General features: G+C 38.2%; 19 protein-coding genes. 12 read left to right on the top strand and 7 right to left on the bottom strand.

Annotated features, from left to right (window positions below; all coding sequences use genetic code 11):
* Positions 1-5: 5 nt before the first annotated feature.
* Positions 6-707 (top strand): tRNA (adenosine(37)-N6)-threonylcarbamoyltransferase complex dimerization subunit type 1 TsaB, encoded by a 702-nt coding sequence (tsaB, locus tag I6F40_RS11305; protein ID WP_166376627.1) that lies wholly within the window; start codon positions 6-8, stop codon positions 705-707.
* Between the two features lie 68 nt (positions 708-775).
* Positions 776-1,105 (top strand): hypothetical protein, encoded by a 330-nt coding sequence (locus tag I6F40_RS11300; RefSeq protein ID WP_007580633.1) that lies wholly within the window; start codon positions 776-778, stop codon positions 1,103-1,105.
* A 95-nt stretch (positions 1,106-1,200) separates the two neighbouring features.
* On the opposite strand, the gene I6F40_RS11295 is transcribed toward I6F40_RS11300, so the two are convergent.
* Entirely contained in the window at positions 1,201-2,490 is a 1,290-nt protein-coding gene (locus I6F40_RS11295) for an alkaline phosphatase (RefSeq protein ID WP_197192934.1), read from the bottom strand.
* Positions 2,491-3,169: 679 nt separating this feature from the next.
* Here I6F40_RS11295 and I6F40_RS11290 point away from each other — a divergent pair.
* The 3 genes from I6F40_RS11290 (at position 3,170) to rnd (ending at position 6,971) form a co-directional block, all read left to right on the top strand.
* Positions 3,170-4,021: an alpha/beta hydrolase gene (locus tag I6F40_RS11290; RefSeq protein WP_166376629.1), complete on the top strand. Its 852-nt coding sequence runs from the start codon at positions 3,170-3,172 to the stop codon at positions 4,019-4,021.
* A gap of 115 nt (positions 4,022-4,136) precedes the next feature.
* The gene (fadD, locus tag I6F40_RS11285; protein ID WP_166376630.1) at positions 4,137-5,789 is read left to right on the top strand and encodes a long-chain-fatty-acid--CoA ligase FadD; all 1,653 of its coding nucleotides are present in this window, start codon (positions 4,137-4,139) and stop codon (positions 5,787-5,789) included.
* Positions 5,790-5,840: 51 nt separating this feature from the next.
* Positions 5,841-6,971 (top strand): ribonuclease D, encoded by a 1,131-nt coding sequence (rnd, locus tag I6F40_RS11280; protein ID WP_166376631.1) that lies wholly within the window; start codon positions 5,841-5,843, stop codon positions 6,969-6,971.
* 152 nt (positions 6,972-7,123) lie between these two features.
* Here rnd and minE read toward each other — a convergent pair whose 3' ends face one another.
* From minE to minC, 3 genes are read right to left on the bottom strand one after another with little or no spacing between them, the layout of a single operon-like run.
* A complete protein-coding gene (minE, locus tag I6F40_RS11275) occupies positions 7,124-7,387 on the bottom strand; it encodes a cell division topological specificity factor MinE (RefSeq protein ID WP_007377619.1) in 264 nt (87 codons plus the stop codon).
* 1 nt (position 7,388) lies between these two features.
* Positions 7,389-8,198 (bottom strand): septum site-determining protein MinD, encoded by an 810-nt coding sequence (minD, locus tag I6F40_RS11270; RefSeq protein WP_007583272.1) that lies wholly within the window; start codon positions 8,196-8,198, stop codon positions 7,389-7,391.
* A 5-nt stretch (positions 8,199-8,203) separates the two neighbouring features.
* On the bottom strand, positions 8,204-8,908 hold the full coding sequence (gene minC / locus I6F40_RS11265) for a septum site-determining protein MinC (RefSeq protein WP_166376632.1): 705 nt from the start codon (positions 8,906-8,908) through the stop codon (positions 8,204-8,206).
* A gap of 155 nt (positions 8,909-9,063) precedes the next feature.
* Between minC and I6F40_RS11260 the strand changes: the two genes are divergently transcribed.
* Positions 9,064-9,345 carry a YcgL domain-containing protein gene (locus tag I6F40_RS11260; protein ID WP_166376633.1) on the top strand — a complete coding sequence of 94 codons (282 nt, stop codon included), beginning with the start codon at positions 9,064-9,066 and terminating at the stop codon, positions 9,343-9,345.
* Entirely contained in the window at positions 9,338-10,354 is a 1,017-nt protein-coding gene (locus I6F40_RS11255) for a lytic murein transglycosylase (RefSeq protein ID WP_166376634.1), read from the top strand. Before I6F40_RS11260 ends, I6F40_RS11255 begins: the two co-directional genes overlap by 8 nt.
* Positions 10,355-10,394: 40 nt before the next feature.
* Here the strand turns inward: I6F40_RS11255 and I6F40_RS11250 are convergent, their stop codons facing one another.
* Positions 10,395-10,940 carry a GbsR/MarR family transcriptional regulator gene (locus I6F40_RS11250; protein ID WP_010552940.1) on the bottom strand — a complete coding sequence of 182 codons (546 nt, stop codon included), beginning with the start codon at positions 10,938-10,940 and terminating at the stop codon, positions 10,395-10,397.
* A 202-nt stretch (positions 10,941-11,142) separates the two neighbouring features.
* On the opposite strand from I6F40_RS11250, the gene adhP reads away from it, so the two are divergent.
* Positions 11,143-12,153 carry an alcohol dehydrogenase AdhP gene (adhP, locus tag I6F40_RS11245; protein ID WP_166376635.1) on the top strand — a complete coding sequence of 337 codons (1,011 nt, stop codon included), beginning with the start codon at positions 11,143-11,145 and terminating at the stop codon, positions 12,151-12,153.
* Between the two features lie 69 nt (positions 12,154-12,222).
* On the opposite strand, the gene I6F40_RS11240 is transcribed toward adhP, so the two are convergent.
* Together I6F40_RS11240 and I6F40_RS11235 are read right to left on the bottom strand one after the other, a co-directional pair.
* Positions 12,223-14,643, bottom strand: coding sequence for a TonB-dependent receptor (locus I6F40_RS11240; RefSeq protein ID WP_197192933.1), 2,421 nt, complete (start codon positions 14,641-14,643; stop codon positions 12,223-12,225).
* Between the two features lie 244 nt (positions 14,644-14,887).
* The gene (locus tag I6F40_RS11235) at positions 14,888-16,159 is read right to left on the bottom strand and encodes a Xaa-Pro dipeptidase (RefSeq protein ID WP_197192932.1); all 1,272 of its coding nucleotides are present in this window, start codon (positions 16,157-16,159) and stop codon (positions 14,888-14,890) included.
* A gap of 154 nt (positions 16,160-16,313) precedes the next feature.
* Here I6F40_RS11235 and I6F40_RS11230 point away from each other — a divergent pair, with 154 nt between their 5' ends.
* The 4 genes from I6F40_RS11230 (at position 16,314) to I6F40_RS11215 (ending at position 20,381) form a co-directional block, all read left to right on the top strand.
* Positions 16,314-18,155: a DUF885 domain-containing protein gene (locus I6F40_RS11230; RefSeq protein ID WP_166376638.1), complete on the top strand. Its 1,842-nt coding sequence runs from the start codon at positions 16,314-16,316 to the stop codon at positions 18,153-18,155.
* Positions 18,156-18,252: 97 nt separating this feature from the next.
* On the top strand, positions 18,253-18,765 hold the full coding sequence (locus I6F40_RS11225) for a YcgN family cysteine cluster protein (protein ID WP_165727974.1): 513 nt from the start codon (positions 18,253-18,255) through the stop codon (positions 18,763-18,765).
* Positions 18,765-19,280, top strand: coding sequence for an RNA methyltransferase (locus I6F40_RS11220; RefSeq protein WP_166376639.1), 516 nt, complete (start codon positions 18,765-18,767; stop codon positions 19,278-19,280). Before I6F40_RS11225 ends, I6F40_RS11220 begins: the two co-directional genes overlap by 1 nt.
* Before the next feature lie 177 nt (positions 19,281-19,457).
* Positions 19,458-20,381 carry a substrate-binding periplasmic protein gene (locus tag I6F40_RS11215; protein ID WP_166376640.1) on the top strand — a complete coding sequence of 308 codons (924 nt, stop codon included), beginning with the start codon at positions 19,458-19,460 and terminating at the stop codon, positions 20,379-20,381.
* Positions 20,382-20,432 lie beyond the last annotated feature (51 nt).

Raw genomic sequence — 20,432 nt, 5'->3', positions numbered from 1 at the left:
ATAAAATGATCAAAAGTAATATTCTTGCCCTTGATGCTTCAACAGAAGCACTTTCAATTGTTTTACATTTTCAGGGCCAAACATTTCATCATTTTGAAGAATGTCCGCAGCAGCACAGCCAAAAAATATTGCCACTTGTGGATGAGCTGTTAACTAAAGCAAACTGTAAATTAAAAGATTTAGATGTCATTGGTTTTGGGCAAGGCCCGGGCAGTTTTACTGGTGTACGTATTAGTGTAGCAATAGCACAAGGTTTAGCGTATTCAACTAACTTGCCGCTTGTAGGTGTGTCTACTTTGGCTATTATGGCGCAACAAGCGTTTGAGCAAAACGACAGCCTGAGTGTTTACCCAAGCATAGATGCGCGTATGGGGGAGATATACTTTGCACATTACCAAGCGCAAAATAATTTAATGCTTTTAGTTAACCAAGAATGCGTTATAAAACCTGATTTACTAAATAATGATTATATAGCGACTACAGAGCCATCTGTAGCGGTGGGCACGGGCTTTAAAACTTACCCTGATGCGCTTAATGATTTTGAAAATGTGACAATTAATACTGATATTACATTGCCTGATGCGCGTTATATGTTAGCGCATGTTGAAGCCGCGTTTTTAGCGAGTGACGTTGTAAAAGCGAGTGACGCTCAACCTAAATATGTGCGCGATACGGTAACGTGGAAAAAGCTACCAGGACGTGAGTAATCATATTATTTGCAAATTGGTTGTTTTTAAATCATAATTTTATGCAATATTAAGGTTGGAGACGCGTAATGACGCTGCCTATTGGTTCAGGTTTTTTTACCGGAGATATTCCGGGTAGGGTTAGCCCTACTAAAGTTGTTACTAATAAACCACAGAGTTTATTAGACCAGCCGGCTGCACAAAAAACGAATACCGATTATGTAAAAAGCAGTGTTGAGGGCGTCGAACTGGCTAATCAACTGTTTAAAAGCAGTGCTAAAAGCAATGAATACAGCCAAACAATTTACGACCAACCGACAGCTCAAGTAAGTAAAGCGATTTCTACTTATACTGAATTTGCTAATTTAGAGCGCCGAGCAGAAGTACAAAATTTAATAGGCGTTGATATATACGCTTAAAGCTCATTCAAACCTTTTAGATAAATACAGCGATAAAATTCAATAAAAAGCCCGAACATTCGTTCGGGCTTTTTGTGTTCAAAACGAGGTGGAATTTACTGTTCAATAAAGCCGATTAGTTTATCTGCAATATCAGTATTATTTTGTGAACCAATAAATTGATCACTGCCTTTACCATAGGCAAATACTTGAACGTCTACAGCGGTGTGTCCGCCGGTTGTCCAGCCAGTAAAGCTCGCATCACTAATAATACTTTTAACAGCTAAATTAAGCGTTTTTTCGCCCATTTTTTTAGCTTGCTCAAGTTTGATTTGGTTTTCCGTTGTAAATTCAATATTGGTGTTAGCAGTCCATACTGGTTTTAAGTCTTTAGACTCCATAAGTTTGTCTGTCAACTTACTAGCTGTTGCCTTAACACCCTTAATTACGTCTGTTTCCCATTTGAATTGACCGTGCGAACCAATAGTTAAGCCGCCCGTTGAGTGATCGGCTGTAACTACAAGTATAGTATCTTTATTTTTATCAACGTACGCTTTTGCTTTTTCGATTGATTTAGCAAAGTCGTCCATTTCAGCCATCGCACAGGCTATATCGTTAGAGTGACCACACCAATCAATTTGGCTGCCCTCAATCATCACAAAAAAGCCTTTTTCGTTCTGGTTATCTAGTAAACCAAGCGCTTTAGATGTTAACTGAGTAAGGCGAGTTGGGTTCATATCAAGTGCAAATGGCAGGCCTTTGCTTGCATACAAACCTATGGCAGGTATTTGTGTAATTTGGCCCAGATTATTAATATCGTCACCGTATTGGTAACCTGCCGCTTTAAATTCTTCAACTAAATTACGGTCATCTCGAATAAAATATTTAGTACCGCCACCGAGCATTAAATCAACGGGTAATTTACCAGCAATCTTATTATCAATATAATCGTTGGCAATATCATCGTAGTTGTAACGAGATTCATTGTGAGCTGTAAAGCTAGCAGGCGTTGCATGGTTTATTTGTGACGTTACAACAAGCGCTGTTGTCATACCGCGCTCTTTTGCTATTTCAAGCATAGTTTTAACTGGTTTTTTATCTGTATCTACAGCAACCGCGCCATTATAACTTTTATGACCGCTACTAAGCGCTGTAGCACCCGCTGCACTGTCTGTTACATAAGTATGGTCGTCAGGGTAGGTATGAGCCATGCCTTTTAAAATGGTGTCAAAAACTGTGCTTTCTACTTTTTTTGTTGCAGGGTCATCTTTAAAATAGCGATAAGCCGTGGTGTAAGCCGGACCCATGCCGTCACCAATCATATAAATTACATTTTTAGGTGCTGATTCTGCGTAAGCACCAGTAGCGGTGCATAAAAGTGCCAATAAGCTGATCTGTTTTTTCATGGTTGTACCTTATGAGTGTACCTTATTTAATAGCCGCTGATATTGTATACAGATAGGATGATAAATAAATGAATATCTGAGATATTTATAATTTATACTTTGATTTTATATACATAGAATTGTAGTTAACACTGTTAGTTCTATTTATTTAAATTATACTAGGGCCTGTATATCTTTCGAGGTTAAATTTGCAGCAGTGTGTTTGGTATTTAGGCAAGGCAGAGCCTATGTAGTGTGGTTATTCCCCATAAATTGGCGATAACACAGCATAAATACCAAACACGCGCTGCCTGAAGGTTCGTCCTAGGGACGATTAACTCTTTGTTGCTCGGCTTTTACTTAGCCCACTAGGTTACAAACCTCGCGCCGTGATTAAATCGTCCCTAGTTAGAACAAATTTTAATCCAGAAAGGTTAACAGGCCCTAGCTATAAGCTATCTATACATGGTGCTCTCACCTTTTATTTGTTTAGAAGGAACTCAAAATTAATATGTAAAAAAATTTTGCTTATTACGCACTTTTTAAGTTATTGAAAATATTGAGTTTGGTTTTCTACTTAGTGCTATATTTGTTACCATGAAGATAATTGGATAGTAAATCTGGCACCATTTTATAAGTTAGTGGTCTGACAACTTGTATGCTATAAATAATGATGCTCTAAATTGAGAAAGGACTTACCGTGCAGCCGTTTAATATTGAAACCAATAATTTAAATATTCATGGCTTAAAAGTAGGTTCAGGGAACGAAGTAGTCATAGCGTTGCATGGGTGGTTAGACAACTGCCATAGCTTTATGCCAATGTTAAACAACGTTAACCCAAAGCACACTTGGTATTGCATTGACTTTGTTGGGCACGGTTTATCGTCTTGGCGAAGTGATGATGCACACTATTATTTTGTTGATTATATTGATGATGTGTACCAACTTATAAATGCGCTTGGTGTTAAAAAAGTACATTTAGTAGGTCATTCAATGGGAGCTATGGTTGCAGGACTTTTTGCTAGCTGCTTTAGCGATTATGTAAAGTCTGTTACCTTTATTGAGGGAATTGGTTGTGTTACAACCCTTAGTGAAGGTGTGTGTGAACAGTTAAAAAGTGCGGTACTTAATAGAGCGCGTTTAAAAAATAAAAAGTCGAGAATTTATAAATCGAAAGAACTTATTTATGAAGCACGCGCTCAAACAACCGATTTAAATAGTGATCTTATTACGCTCTTAATGCAACGTAATATAAAACAGGTTCTAGATGGTTTTGCGCTAGCAACAGATCCAAAGCTCAAAAATCACTCAGGTTTTAGGTTTAATGAGGCGCAATGTATTGGTGCAATAAAAGATTTAATTGCACCATGCCAATTAATTTTAGGTAACGAAGGTTATTCGTTTGTAAAACAAAATTTGGCAAAGTATATTAGTTATTACAACAGCTTGAAGGTCATTAATATAGATGGTGGGCATCATTGCCACATGCAAAGCAGTGAACTATGTTTTGAGCATATTCAAGACTTTATGCTGCAAAATGGTGCATGTTAATTGTAAGTTTACGTAAAATGTGGGATTATTCCTGCATTAGAGTATTTGCTCAATTGTTAAAGTGCCTTACTTAGATTAAGGTTAATAAAAATATAATTATAAACAGGGGCTAAGAGTGGAAAAAATCTGGCTTAAGCGCTACCCAGAGGGTATGCCTGAAACAATCGATCCTGAGCATTACAACTCGTTACTCGAAGTGTTCGAAAAAAGTTTTAGTGATTACACCAATTTACCTGCATTTACGAATATGGGTAAAACGATGTCTTACGATGAAATAGATACAGCAACAAAAAAAGTTGCTTCCTATATTCAAAATGATTTGGGTCTTAAAAAAGGCGACAAAGTTGCCGTAATGATGCCTAACTTACTACAAACACCAGTCACAATTTTAGGTGTTTTGCGTGCAGGTTGTGTGGTTGTAAATGTTAACCCACTTTACACAGTACGTGAATTAGAGCATCAGCTAAAAGACTCTGACACTACGGCTATTTTCATCCTAGCAAACTTTGCTGACACACTTGAAAAGTCACTTGCTCATACTGATGTTAAGCATATTGTGGTCACCCAAGTAGGCGATATGGTTGGCGGGCTTAAAAAGCATATAGTTAACTTTGTTGTGAAGCACATTAAAAAAATGGTGCCAAAGTTCAACTTGCCTAACACAATTAAATTTTCAGACGTTCTAGCTGCAGATGAAGCTAAATATACGCGTCCTGAAATGAGCTTGTCTGATCTTGCTTTTTTACAGTACACAGGTGGCACAACAGGTGTATCTAAAGGGGCAATGCTGAGCCATGGCAACATGGTTGGTAACCTTCAACAAGTTTCAGGTTGTTTAGACAAAGTGTTAAATCGTGGTACAGAAGTCGTTGTTACTGCTTTACCGCTTTATCATATATTTGCTTTAACAGCTAATTGCCTAACATTTATGAAGTACGGTGGTTTAAATATATTAATTACAAACCCACGAGATATGCCTGGTTTTGTTAAAGAGCTGGGTCAACATAATTTCACAGCTATTACCGGTGTTAATACATTATTTAATGGTTTATTAAACACACCAGGTTTTGCTGAACTTGACTTTAGCCATTTAAAAATGTCTTTGGGCGGCGGTATGGCCGTTCAACGTCCTGTTGCTGAAAAATGGCAAAAAGTGACTGGTTCAAAATTAATGGAAGGTTATGGCCTTACAGAATGCTCTCCTTTAGTTACTATTAGTCCTTTTGATTTAGAAGCATATAATGGCTCTATTGGTTTGCCCGCGCCTAACACTGATATTAAATTGGTTTTAGATAACGGCGAAGAAGCAGCTAAAGGTGAGCCTGGCGAGCTTTGTGTTAAAGGCCCTCAGGTAATGGTTGGCTATTACAAGCGACCAGATGCAACCGCTGAATGTTTAAAAGACGGCTGGTTTGCTACAGGTGATATTGCGACTTATGATGATGAAGGTTTCTTCTTTATTGTAGATCGTAAAAAAGACATGATTATTGTATCTGGCTTTAATGTTTTCCCTAATGAGATTGAAGAAGTAGTGGCTATGCACGAAGGTGTGCTTGAAGTAGCTGCTATCGGTATTCCTCATGATGTAAGTGGTGAACAAGTTAAAGTTTTTGTTGTGAAAAAAGACCCTTCTTTAACTGAAAAAGATATAATAAGTCACTGTCGTGATAATTTAACTAATTACAAGGTCCCCAAGCTGGTAGAGTTTAGGGATGAGTTACCTAAAACTAACGTAGGTAAGATACTCCGAAGAGCCTTGAAAGATTAGCAACCTATAAAAAAGCCGACATATGTCGGCTTTTTTATTGTAGGAGATTAAGTGCAATACCAATTGATTGAAACCCAGAATCAACTTAATACATTTGTTGAGCAAATTAAAAATAAACCCGTTTTAGCCATAGATACTGAGTTTATGCGTCGTCGTACTTTGTATCCAGAAGTTGCACTTATCCAAGTTTTTGATGGTGAGCATTTAGCGCTTATTGACCCATTAGCGGAACTTTCACTATTTGATTTTTGGGAAATACTTAAAGATCCTGCAGTTTTAAAAGTACTGCATTCTCCTTCAGAAGATATTGAAGTTTTTCAAAAGTACGCAGGCTTTGTCCCAGCCCCATTATTTGATACACAATTTGCGTTGCAGCTACTCGGTGAAGGTAACTGTATGGGTTTTGCTCTTATGGTAAAAGAGCTGCAAGGTATTGAAATAGATAAAAGCGAGTCACGCACTAACTGGCTGCAACGCCCGTTAACTAAAAAACAATTAGACTACGCGGCTGCTGATACTTTTTACTTATTACCGTGTTTTGAGCTGATTATCGATCGTATTAATGCCGCTGGCTTCTTTGACATTGTAATAAACGAAAGTGAATTGATTGCCAAAAAACGTGCATTTCAAACACCTGACGAGCTTTTATATAAAGATATTAAAAATGCATGGCAACTTAAACCGCACGAACTAGCGGTGTTAAAAGAGCTTGCTGTATGGCGAAGAAATAAAGCTATCAAGAAAAATTTGGCGCTTAATTTTGTGTTAAAAGAACATAACATGACTGAAATTGCCAAACGTGGTCCTTCAAGTTTAAACGCTCTACGTCAAATTCCAGGGGTTGAAGCTATTGAAGTTAATCGCTCTGGTGTAGATATAATAAAGTGTATTGAAGCTGCCAAAGAAGTTCCAGATGCTCAGCACCCTGATGTACTTAAGCGCTTAATTGATTTTCCTACTTATAAAAAAGTAGCAAAAGATATAAAACAAAAAATCACTAAAGTAGCTAAAGAACACAATATACCAGAAGATGTTATGGCCTCTAAAAAGCAAGTCAATCAACTGATTAGTTGGAATTGGAAGTTAACTAATGAGCAAAAACAGAGTCATATAAAGCCTGATTTACTTAGCTCTTGGCGATATACCTACGTTAAAGACGCTTTAAAAGAATGGGATACTTAAGACTAAATATTTTCTTTAACTGTGTAATACTTATCTATAGTTTTTGTGTTACATAGTTAAAAGTTTTAGTTGCATGAAGGGGATTGAAACGTAGATATTTAGAAAGTTATTGCGAAAATAAAGAGGGCGCTTATAAAGCGCCCTTTCTTCAATTACTTCTTTTCTTCATCAGGTAGTGTAACGTTTAGCTCAAGTACGGCTAAATCGTCTTCGTTCTGATCAAACTGAACCTGAACTGCATCACTACTTACATTCACGTATTTACGGATCACATCTAAAATATCTTGTTTTAATTGTGGTAAGTAATCCGGTGTCCCTCGTTGAGAACGTTCATGCGCGACTATAATCTGCAATCGCTCTTTTGCAAGTGACGCACTGTTTTTCTTTTCCGAGCGGAAGTAGTCAAGTAAAGACACGTTAACCTCCAAAAATCCGTTTAAATAAGCCTTTTTTCTCAACGTCTAAGAAGCGAAAATCGACGGTTTCACCTAGTAAGCGGTTAATTGCATCAGAATAAGCTTGACCTGCATCAGATTCTGTATCCAATATAACAGGTTGGCCTGAGTTTGAAGCACTTAATACCGCTTGCGATTCAGGAATAACCCCTAATAATGGGATTGACAGAATATCTTGCACATCTTCTACCGATAGCATTTCACCTTTTTCAACACGACTAGGATTATAGCGTGTTAATAGTAAGTGTTCTTTAATGTTTTCTAGGCCTTCTTCAGCACGTTTTGATTTGCTGTGTAAGATACCTAAAATACGATCCGAATCTCGAACTGACGACACTTCTGGATTTGTTGTCACGATTGCTTCGTCAGCAAAGTACATTGCCATCATAGCGCCAGCTTCAATGCCTGCTGGTGAATCACATACAATGTAATCAAAGTCTTCTTTTAATTCGTTTAATACGCGTTCAACACCTTCACGAGTTAATGCGTCTTTATCACGAGTTTGTGAAGCGGGTAGTAAAAATAATTTATCTACACGTTTATCTTTAATAAGCGCTTGGTTAAGGTTTGCCTCACCATTAATTACGTTTACAAAGTCATAAACAACACGGCGTTCACAGCCCATAATTAAATCTAAGTTACGTAAACCAATATCAAAGTCGATAATAACTGTTTTATAGCCTTTTAACGCTAAGCCTGTGCCAATTGCAGCACTTGATGTTGTTTTACCAACACCGCCTTTACCTGAGGTAACGACAATTACTTTTGCCATGAGATTTATCCTTTAACCAAAGCTGAAATTTCTAATGATTCGTCTTTTTGTTGTATTTGCACTGCATTTCCCCAGTGTTCACCTTGTAGCGAATCACTGATCCAGTAGTTACCATCTATTGAAACCAGTTCGGCTTCAAGTTTTTGGCAAAAAATGTGTGCTTTTTTAAACCCTTTTGCGCCTGCAATAGCGCGACCGCGCAACGTGCCATATATATGGACATTACCATCGGCAATGACTTCAGCACCGTGACTTACCGCGCCAAGTACTATCAAATCCCTGTCCTTTGCATAAACTTGTTGGCCAGAACGAACGGTACCGCTAATAATTTGCGCCGGCAAATGCACTGTTTTTTCTACAATAGACGTATTAGCCTCCTGTTTAACAGGTTCGTTCTTAACGTCTTGTGAATAATTTAAAACAGATAAGCCAGCAGCTTTTGCCTGAGTGTGTTGCTCATCTGAGCCATTACACACACCAACTGCATTAAAACTCATGCGCTCAATTAGTGATTTTAAGTGAATAAAATCGAGCGGACTGTTTTTAATTTCCATTAAATTAACAACAATGGGGGCACCTTCAAAAAACCTAGGCGCTTGGGCTATTTTTACATACAGTTGTTCTGCTAAAAGGTTTATATCAGTACTATAAAGATGCAAAACTGATAACGTAAAAAGATTCCCTTTTAACTCAAAAATTTGGTCCGACATACACGCTCAATTGAATTGTCTGATTAGAAATTAATTTTAGATAAACGTAGGCTGAATGAGGCCTTTGATGAAATTTCTAATCTAATTTTTCTAACTTATTATTACTCTCATGTTATAGTGTGCAGCATTGTTAAGCAAGAATTTATGGGGCCATAATGTTAACTGCAGTGTATAAAAGTAAGAAAAAAGCGGATGCGTTCTTATTTGTCGAGAAAAGAGATGATTTTAGCAAAGTTCCGGAACCTTTAATGACTATGCTTGGTCAACCTCATTATGTGATGATTATCAACTTAGCAAAACGTGAGCATTTAGGCGGGTCTGATTTAGAAGTTGTAAAAGCTGAGTTAAGTGATAAAGGCTATTATTTACAACTACCTCCACCAGAGCAAAACTTGTTAAGTGAACTTAGAAAGCAAAATGGAGCCGATAGTGATTAAGAAGCTGGCAGTTATATTGTGTGGCGTATGTTTAAGCTCATCTGTGATGGCAAAAACACAGGCCGAATTTCAAGATTATTTATCTAATTTAAAGCAAGAAGCCATTGCAAAAGGCTATGAAGCCAAATTAATTGATGATGCTTTTGCAACAGCAACGTATAAAGAAAAAGTGGTTTCGGCTGATAAAAACCAGCCAGAAGTAAAAGAAACCCTTGAAACGTATTTACCAAAACGCGTACCACAGTGGAAAATAGACCGCGCACGCAAGCTTTATGCAGAAAACAAAGATGTACTTGAAAAAGTAGCGAAAGAGTTTGGCGTACAAGCACGCTTTATAGTGGCACTATGGGGACTTGAAAGTAACTTTGGCGCTATTCAAGGTGGCCATAATGTTATTTCGTCACTTGTTACACTTGCTTTTGATGGACGCCGAGAAGCGCTTTATAAACGCCAACTTTGGGCTGCACTCGACATTTTAAAATCGGGCCACATAACGCTTGATAAATTTAAAGGCTCATGGGCAGGCGCAATGGGGCAAACGCAATTTATGCCAACTTCATTTAATGCTTACGCGGTTGATTACAATAATGATGGCCGTAAAGATATTTGGACCACAAAGGAAGATGCTTTTGCTTCAATTGCTAACTATTTAAAGCAAGAAGGCTGGAACGACTCTCTTACGTGGGGTCGCCAAGTACAGTTACCTGAAAACTTTGATAGTAAATATGTTTTGGTGCGTGGTACAAAAACGCGCAAGCAGTGGTTAGAATACTGGAATGATTCTGAGCGCTCATTAGCTGATTGGCAAGCACTGGGTGTACGTAAAGCCGATGGCTCTGATTTACCTAATGTGGACGTACGTGCTGCGCTGGTTATGCCTGATGATATAAATGGCCGTATGTACTTAGCGTACGATAACTACAAAGTGTTTATGCATTGGAATCGCTCGTATTACTTTGCTACTAGCGTAGGTTACTTGTCGGATAGAATTGGTTATCCAAAAATCTAATTTTTAAAATATACCTATAAATAAAGCCGCAATTGCGGCTTTATTCTTTTTTGAATATCTTATCTTTTAAGTCAATAACTTTACCAATTCCAGAACCTAGCTTCATCAGTTTATTAAGTTGCTCTGGCGTTAAACGTTGCAGCTCTGATGACCATTTAGTGACGGTTTCAAGCAGGTTGTGAATTTCCCCCATTTGTTTTTGTGCGTAAAGTTCATCGTCGTTACTGGCTTCGTCTAATAAGTTATCGCGTAGTAATGTTAAGGTGGGCTCAATTTCGCGCTTCTTACGTTCTTCAAATACGCGATTAGCCATATCCCAAATATCGCCAGCAGGGGCGTAGTACTCTTTTCGATCGCCAGGGATATGCTGCACTTTAATTAATTGCCACGATTGCAACTCTTTAATACCCATGCTTACATTACCGCGAGAAATACTAAGCGCATCTGCAATCTCATTGGCTGTCATTGGATTTTTAGTAATAATCAGCAAACCACACATTTGCCCAATCGTACGATTGAATCCCCAGCGGCTGCCCATCTCACCACAATGCATTACAAAGGCAAAATTCTTTTCGGATAAACTCATAGCTTAGTAACTTTCAGTAATTTCAGAAAGTAAATGCTAGCACGCTCATTTTGGATAGCAAGTTCTTAGCCATTTTATAAATTGATTTTAACGACTAAAGTATGATTTAGATTAATATTTATACATCTACATTGGGATATGTTGTACACAACAATACGTAAATAAATCCTTTTTTTATTTTTTCAAATACGATGGAATGACTATGAAAGCTGCAATTAATAATGAATACAAAGGTAAATTACAAATAACAGATCTGCCAATTCCTGAGGTTGGAATAAACGACGTTTTAGTAAAAATAGCCGCTTGTGGTGTTTGCCATACTGATTTACATGCCTGTCATGGTGATTGGCCGGTAAAGCCAAAAATGCCATTAGTTCCAGGGCATGAAGGAGTTGGTGTTATTGATAAAGTTGGAAGCAACATTAAGCACTTAGAAGTTGGCGATAGGGTGGGTATTCCTTGGCTCTATAGTGCATGTGGGCACTGTGAGTTTTGCCTAGATGGCAAAGAAACACTGTGTTTATCGCAGCATAATACTGGCTATTCTATTGATGGTAGCTATGCAGAATATTGTTTGGCTCACGGTGATTACGTTGTAAAAATACCTGAGGGATTAGGCTTTTCTGAAGCTGCTCCATTATTTTGCGCAGGTGTTACAACGTATAAAGCATTAAAAGTATCCGGTGCTAAACCGGGGCAATGGGTTGCTATTGTTGGTGTAGGTGGGCTTGGTCATTTAGCAGTACAGTACGCTAAAGCAATGGGCTTTAATGTAATAGCTGTTGATACAGGTAAAGAAAAGCTCGCACTTGCTAAAGAGCTTGGCGCAGATATAACCCTCGACTTTAAAGAAGTTGTTCCAAGCGAAGCTATTTTTGAACAAGTTGGTGGTGCGCATGCTGTAGTGTGTACTGCGGTATCTAAAGCTGGGTTTGAACAAGCTTATAAAAGTGTACGCCGTGGCGGTAAATGTGTATTAGTGGGATTACCTCCAGAGGATATGCCGCTTCCTATTTTTGATACTGTGCTTAATGGCGTGTCAGTAGTGGGCTCTATTGTTGGTACACGTAAAGATTTACAAGAATGCTTAGAGTTTGCCGCACAAGGTAAGGTAAAAGCAATTATTGAAGAAAAACGTTTAGAGGATATTAACGAAATTTTTGATGATATGCTTAAAGGCGAAATTAACGGCCGAATTGTCGTTACTATTTAATTAAATAGCTACAGTAAATAAGCACGGTTTGTAAAAATACAAAACCGTGCTTTTTAAATACTAAACCAATTAAAGTGTGTAACTAAAACTTAGTTTTGCATTACGCTCTTCGCCTGGCATGCCACCTAAAAACATTGCTTTTGAGTAATACTTTTTATTAAACAAGTTATTTATGTTTAACTGCATATGCCATTTATCAGTTGTATACGATACCGCTGTATCGTAAATCGTGTAACTTGGTACATAACCATCAGGAATCGAGAACGAACTTGAATTAGTGCTTCTGTTATCTACAAATGTAATACCACCACTTATATTTACAGCTTCAGGTAAGTTAAACATATCTGCGTAGTAAGTTACCCATGTGCTTGCTGTTACGTAAGGCACACCTTTTTGGCGTGTATCATAACTGCTGCTATTAGGATTACTCTTGTCACGTGCATCTTGATAAATACCGTTTACGTTTACTTTCCATTTATCATTTAAGTAAGCGTTTAAATCAAGTTCAATACCTGTTGTTTCTTCTTTACCATCATAATAGCTTTCAGGTACATTTGAGCCTGATGTTAAAGCGTCATAAAGCGGGTTTGCGTATTCTAAATTAGTACGAGAGCTTTCGAATATAACAACAGAAGCTAGTAGTTGATCATCAAACGCTTTAAATCTAAAACCTAAATCGTTACTCATTGACTCAGAATCTTCTCTGTCGGCTTCGTTACCTGCAACAGAGCCTAAAACACTGTAAGCAGTACGACCTTTTGAATGATTTACAAATATAGATAAATCTTCAGTTGGCTGATACGTTGCACCTAAATTATACGTTAAACCGCTATCTGAAGTATTCGCTTCAGGTGTTGGGTCTGCATTGCTTGAACTATAGCGCTCATCTACACCAAAGTGCTCGTAAGTTTGCTCAATACGGTTATATGCTACACCAATACGCGTTGTAAGCTCTTCAGTTATATAACCTACGTGTTGAATGCCTAAGCCCCATGCTTGTACTTTTTTATTGTAGTCACTTGTTTTAAGCGGATCGTAATCTTCAAAGCTGCCAGATGGCCAATTTGGCTCTCTGATATCGTAAATGTATGGCAATGTGCCTTGGTAAAGTAAGTTACCATCACTGTCGTTAATTACTTTATCAGCGTCATAAATAGAGTATTGTTTAAAACGAATATCTCTATCTTCGTAGTTTGCGTTTACAAGTAATTCGTTATCTACGTCGCCTAACATAAAGTCATAACGTAAATCTAAAAAGTACTGCCACGACTTTTCATCTGCTTCTACTTGGCGGTATTCTTGGCGGCGTGCTGCATACGGATAAAGTACACCGTCTTCAACTAATGGAGCACGAGGGTCGTTATTTATAATTGAATCGCGCGTTGAATAGACGTAGTTATAAGCACCTGTTTGGCGCGCAAAGCTCGATGTGTAATTACGGTACTGTAGTTGCTGGTTTAAAAACAAATCGTCAGTAATGTAATAGTTATGCGTTAATTTAAAACGCAGCTCTTCACCTTCGTTATCATCAGCCATTGGTGAAATAATACCGTTTGTGCCAAAGCTATAAGGTGTTAAACCATCAGATGCAGATAGCGAATTAGCTAGCTGGTCACGCTGTGCGTCACTTAACTGTACGCCGCTTCCTGTCGGATCGTTTACTAAATCAGCCCCCGTTACTTCACCCGCACTTAAACCGTTTGCAGTTTCTGCATTGTAAATACGAATAGGGTGACCAATAGAATCAACCGCTATTTCATCTTTAATGTATGCAGCAGAAAGCATGATGTTTTGTCTATCGTTAAGCACGTACTTAAGCGAGGTGTAAATTTCGTCGCGATCTTCTTTTAAATCACGAAAGCCGTCACTTGATGCTGTTTTAGCCATTACACGATATGCTAAATCATCTGTTATCGCGTTAGTGCTATCAAACGATAACGAGTAGCTGTCCCACTGGCCAAGCTCAACCGCTACTTTGTGTTTTTCTTCAAACTCTGGCTTTTTCTCAATTAGGTTAATTACGCCACCCGCACTACCAATGCCATATAAACCTGTTGCAGGGCCTTTTAAAACCTCAACAGATTCAACATTTGTAAGCGAACGAGTTGGATTAAATGTATTGCCTAAACCAGCACCACCATACATACCATCGTAGGTATAGTTTGCATCTAAGCCACGAATTACTAAGTTATCACCAATACCGTAGTTATTACCTGCTTGTGTTAAACCACTTACGTTTCTAACTAAATCTTGTAGGCTATCTACACCTTGAGATTCAATAAGTTCACGGTCAATAATAACAACCGGTGCAGGTGTTTCCATTAAAGACATGTCTGATTTAGTCGCAAGACCTGAGCTCATCACCACGCGATTTTGTTTTTCGTATACGCTGATACGTTCAATATCAGAGTCAGCTATAGTATTTTCGGCAAATGCCATATTTGCATTTAAACAAGCAAGAGTAATAAGAGAGTACTTAAACGTTTTCATAGAGTGATAACTATTCGCGTTATTGAATTTACGCGAATGATAATGGTTATTGTTTTTAAAGTGAATAAAAAGTTCATTTTTTTTGATTAAATAGAACTGTTTGGATGATTAACAATCAAAAAGAAGTTTTATAAGGTTATCTTGTTCCTTTTATGGGAATTAAGGGGGCTAGTAAGACTAAGTAATCTTAGCCTTACTAAATAAAATTTTAACCCCCAAAGGTCAACTTGTTTAGCATTTACTATTATTTTTTATAAACGACACCGGCTTTCATTACAAAGGGTACTGACTCTAAGGTTTTAATGTTTTTAAGCGGGTTTTCTTTTACAGCAATTATATCAGCAGCAAATCCGGTTTTAATTTGCCCTAACTGATCGTCCATTTTTAATAGCTTTGCACTATTAATAGTAGATGCTTGAATGGCTTGCAGCTCTGTCATACCAAATTCAACCATGCGGCTAAACTGTTTTGCATTATCGCCGTGCGGGTAAATTGCAGCATCAGTGCCAAACACCATTTTCACACCGGCTTTTACAGCACGGCTAAAGCTATCACGTTGCCTTCTAGATACTTGGCGCTCTTTATTTAGGTTTTCTTCGTCTACGCCGTTTTGCTCGCCATAAGTTAGCGTGTATTCGGTGTTATAAATATCCATAGAAAGCCAAGTTCCATGCTCTTTTGCAAGAGCTATAGCCTCGTCATCTAAAAAGCTGGCGTGCTCTACGCTATCAACGCCTGCTTTAATGGCTGTTTTAATTCCGCTTGTACCATGTGCATGGGCTGCAACCGGTAAATCGCGCATATGGGCTTCATCAACAATGGCTTTCATTTCTTCAAAAGAATACTGCTGTGCACCTACTTTAGTGCCTTTTGAAAATACGCCACCGGTGGCGCAAAACTTAATTGCGTTTGCCCCATATTTAATGTTTTCGCGCACCTTTATTCGCGCAGCCCATGGGCCGTCTGCCACACCACTTGAGGTATATTTAAGTTCAGGCGGTAGGCGGTTGTTGTCACAGTGCCCGCCAGTAATTCCGAGTGATGGACCCGCAGCCCAAATACGAGGACCAACAATATCACCTGCGTTAATTCCATCACGCACCGCTATAACGCTGTAACCTTCAGCGCCAACATTACGTACTGTAGTAAATCCGGCTTCTAAGGTTTTTTTAGCAAAATAAGCCGCTTTAATTGCCATACGCGGAACAGATTGTCCTAAACGCTCACTACGAGAAACAGTTGGGTCACTTGTTAAATGCACATGCATATCCATTAAACCAGGCATAAGTGTTAGCTCCGGCAACGCGATATGCTCATCATTTTTAGAAAGCCTAGGTTTTTTGTTTTGTTCAATGTTAGTAATTACGCCATCATCAATAGTAATCAAGGGCGATTTAATGAGCGTGCCATTTTCAACATTAACCATGGCTTTAGCCGATAGGTATGTAACGGCATGGGCATTAAAAGTAGTTAAACAAAGTAAGGCTATAGAGGTGCTGAGTAGTTGTTTTTTCATTTTATTTTTCTTTTAAATCATATTTGAATTAATAGAAATGTAACAAGCTCAGATAAAAGTGCAAATTTAATTCGATGAACGCAATCTATCGTAATTACTTTATTAAGTAAGGCTTAATGCGCATAATCAAAAAACGATATTAAAAAGGATTATCATGAAATCAATTAAATTAGCATTAGTTGCCAGTGGCGTTATGTTTGCTTTAAGTGGCTGTATGAATACTGAGCTTAGTACACACACTAACACCAGTGCGCAGCTAAACACAGTTAACGCATCGGCAGGTATTGTTTCAGAGCTTTCGGCAGAGCAACAGCTCGATGTACTTGTTGCACAGTATTACGATGAATCGCTTACATATAGCCCTATAAGCGCAACGTATAGTGGCCGTAACGAGTTTAACGATCAATTTACGCCAGAAATCTCAAAAGAAAATAGAGCAAAAAAAGCGGCTTTTTATAAAAAATATCAACAGCGATTAAACTTTGTAGATAAAGCACAGTTAACAGGGCAGTCGCTTTTAAGCTTTGAAATATTAGAGCGCGACCTTGCACTAAAATTAGAGGGCATGCAGTTTCCTAATTATTTATTACCAATTAACCAAATGGCGGGTGCGCATAACACGTTTGCAGGTTTTGGCTCAGGTCAAAGCGCTCAGCCGTTTAATACAGTTGAAGATTACACTGCTTTTATGTCGCGCAGTGAAGGTTTTGTTAAGTGGCTTATTAGTGTAGAGCGCTCAATGGCACAAGGTATTAAACTAGGTATTACCTTGCCAAAGCCTCTGGCTGAAAAACTGCAACCACAATTTGCGGCTCATGTAGTTAAAAATGCTGAAGACTCACTATTTTGGGGACCAATTAAAAAATTACCAGAATCGTTTAGCGCACAGCAAAAGCAAAAAATTACAGCGCAGTATCGCGAACTGATTATGCAGCACCTAGTACCAGCTTATAAAAGCATGAGTGACTTTTTAGCTAATCAGTATATTCCTAATAGCCGAGAAAGCGTTGGTTATAGTGACTTACCAAACGGTAAAGCGTGGTACGTATACCAAATTAAGAAAAACACGACGCTTAGCTTATCTGCAGACGAAATTCATGAGATTGGTTTAAGTGAAGTGTCGCGCATTTTAAGCGAAATGAAAAAAGTAAAAGAAACCGTAGGTTTTAAAGGCGAATTGTCTGAATTTTTTGACCACTTACGTAATTCAGACGAGTTTTACTACAATACGCCACAGGAGTTAATTGCGGCATATGAAAACGTTAAGAAAAAAATAGATGCTCGTTTGCCTCTGCTTTTTAACATAGCACCAAAAGCACCTTACGTTGTAAAAGCGGTTGAAGCATACAGAGCGCAGTCGGCAGCAGGTGCGTCGTATGCATCTCCTGCACCTGATGGCTCTCGCCCAGGCATTTTTTATATCAATACGTATAACTTAAAAGCACAGCCGAAATTTTTACTCGAAACCTTATCTATTCATGAAGCAGCGCCAGGACATCACTTTCAAATAGCCCTGCAACAAGAAATAGAGGGCTTACCTGATTTTCGCAAATTTGGTGGTTACACCGTATTTGCAGAAGGTTGGGCACTTTACGCAGAAAGTTTAGGCAAAGAGCTTGGATTATTTACTGACCCCTACATGTGGTACGGGCGTTTATCAGACGAGCAATTACGCGCAATGCGTTTAGTGCTTGATACTGGTTTTCATGCAAAAGGGTGGACGCGTGAGCAGGGAATAGATTATATGCTTGCTAACTCATCTATGGCCAAGAGCGATGTAATTGCAGAGGTTGAGCGATATATTGCATGGCCAGGACAAGCGCTTTCTTACAAGTTAGGGCAATTTAAAATCCAAGAACTACGTGATTATTCTAAAAAAGAACTCGGCGATAAATTTGATATTAAAGCGTTTCACACGCAAATATTAATTGATGGCGCATTACCAATGCCAATCCTAGAGGAAAAAATTAAGCGTTGGGTTAAATCTCAAAGCTAATTTGTAGCGCAAAGCCAGTACTTTGAAAGGGTATTGGCTTTGCGCCATTTGCAGCAATACGGTAGAATGCGCGCTCTTTAGGGGGCACGAGTAAACTATGTTTGATCAACAATTAGCAAATACACAATTTTGGCTTAAAAAAAGCTTAAGCGACATGAGTCAAAACGAATGGGAAGCCATTTGTGATGGATGCGGAAAATGTTGTTTAAATACGTTTATTGATAGCGAAGATGAAGACGAATTTACCGCCACCGATCAGTTACGTGAAGGTGAGCAGTTAATATTTACTAATATTGTGTGCCAGTATCTTGATAACAACACCTGTGGTTGCAGCGAGTACGAAAACCGCCAAACGCTTGTTCCTTCTTGTGTAAAACTCACAAAAGAAAACCTCAAAGACATCTTTTTTATGCCGCAAAGTTGCAGTTACCGCCGTTTACACGAAGGGCGTGGCTTGGCTTCTTGGCATCCGTTATTAAACAATGGCGATAAAACAAAAATGCACGAGTTAGGGATTTCTGTAAAAGATAAAACAGTAAAAGATTGCGATGTGAAGCTAGATGACTTTGATTTGTACATTGCAGAGTGGCCAACAAAGGACGCTGATTAATGAGCAAACAACAAGCGGTAATTGGTTTAATTAATCCTAAAAGCCCGACTAATGTTGGTGGCGTATTGCGTGCTGCAGGGTGTTACGACGCTAAACAGGTTTTCTTTACTGGTAATCGTTATTTAAACGCCAAGAAATTTCATACCGACACAAAAAATGTACTTGAGCGTATCCCGCTTACCGAAACTGATAGTTTAGAAGTAGTAAAGCCACAGGGTGCTACCGTTGTTGTTATTGAACTTATTGAAGGTGCAACGCCACTTCCTGAGTTTAAACACCCTGAAAACGCATTTTATATATTTGGTCCTGAAGACGGCTCAATCCCAAAAGATATTTTAAAGTGGTGCGATGAAGTTGTTTATATTCCCACTATTGGCTGCATGAACTTAGCGGCTACTTGTAATGTGGTTTTGTACGATCGCTTAGCTAAATTAGGCGGCGTTGAGAGCAGCGATACAACAATTATAAGCTCGCGCGATACAAATAATAAAATGAAATGGGAAAAAGCTGATTAGTTAACCTTGCTTTCACGCTTACTATAGAGCCTTGGTTGCGCATAGCTTATAATGCGCAACAACATTACCTATATTCTATAAACACTCTTTTTCTGTTAAATCCTTACCCACTTAAATCATGCAAAAAATTCATTTTTAACTAAGCTTAAATAAATTAAGACATTTTAAGATATTACAATGCGTTGGTTATTTTTATTAGTTCTATTATTAGCGAGCAACCTTAGTTATTCAGATTCAATAGTTGAATATCATCTAAAGGGTAGTCATCAAGTTGTAAACGGTTACAACCATAAATCGGGCATATTTTTTGAGTCTAAAACTCCCAAGCAAACACTTCATCTAGCTACTCTCGACTGGCCTCCATATATTGGTAGTAATTTATGTAATAAAGGGTGGGTTTATCAGTTTTCTATTGCCTTATTAAATAGTAAGGGCTACAGCGTATATATTGAATTTTTGCCTTGGGCAAGAGCTGTACGAAATGTAGAACTAGGCAAAGCTGATATATTAATGCCTGAATACTTTATAGAAGATACAGCCCCCTCTGATTATGTTACTGGCAAAACCCGTCGAGAATTACTTGGTTTATCTAATTCGTTTAAAGGTGGCGAAATTGCATTTTTAAAACGAAAAGGTGATAAGGATCGTTTTACTGGAAATTTAAAGTCGCTCAAAGGACAAAAAATTGGGGTTGTTCGTGGGTATCAAAACACACCTGAGTTTGATGCCATGATGGATAATAATGAGTTTGAAATTATTACCTCTGTTGATGATTTACAACTTGTTCAGCTACTGGTTGCTAAGCGTGTTGATTTGATTATAGGCGATCCCGACGTTTTAAAGTTCTCAGTTTCTTACTCCTCTTTGAGTAAATCTAAAAAACACACCTTGCTTTCATCCATTGAAATAGAAAACATCCCTTTGCAATACAACCCTTTATATTTCGCTATTAGTAAGCTTACACCTAACTGGCTTTTAGTATTAGAGGATATAAACGAAGGGCTTTATCAGTTTCATAATAGTGGCGAAATAGACCGAATTATTAGTGCGATCAATACGCAATGTGAACAACACCGCTGGAACGTTCCACAAGTACGCTGACTAATTTATATTTAAACATGTAAAATCGTTTTCAACTTGTTAATGGAGTGA

The sequence above is a fragment of the Pseudoalteromonas sp. SWXJ133 genome (assembly GCF_015864365.1).
Lineage (GTDB): Bacteria > Pseudomonadota > Gammaproteobacteria > Enterobacterales > Alteromonadaceae > Pseudoalteromonas > Pseudoalteromonas arctica.
This window is presented reverse-complemented; position numbering and strand designations above follow the sequence as displayed.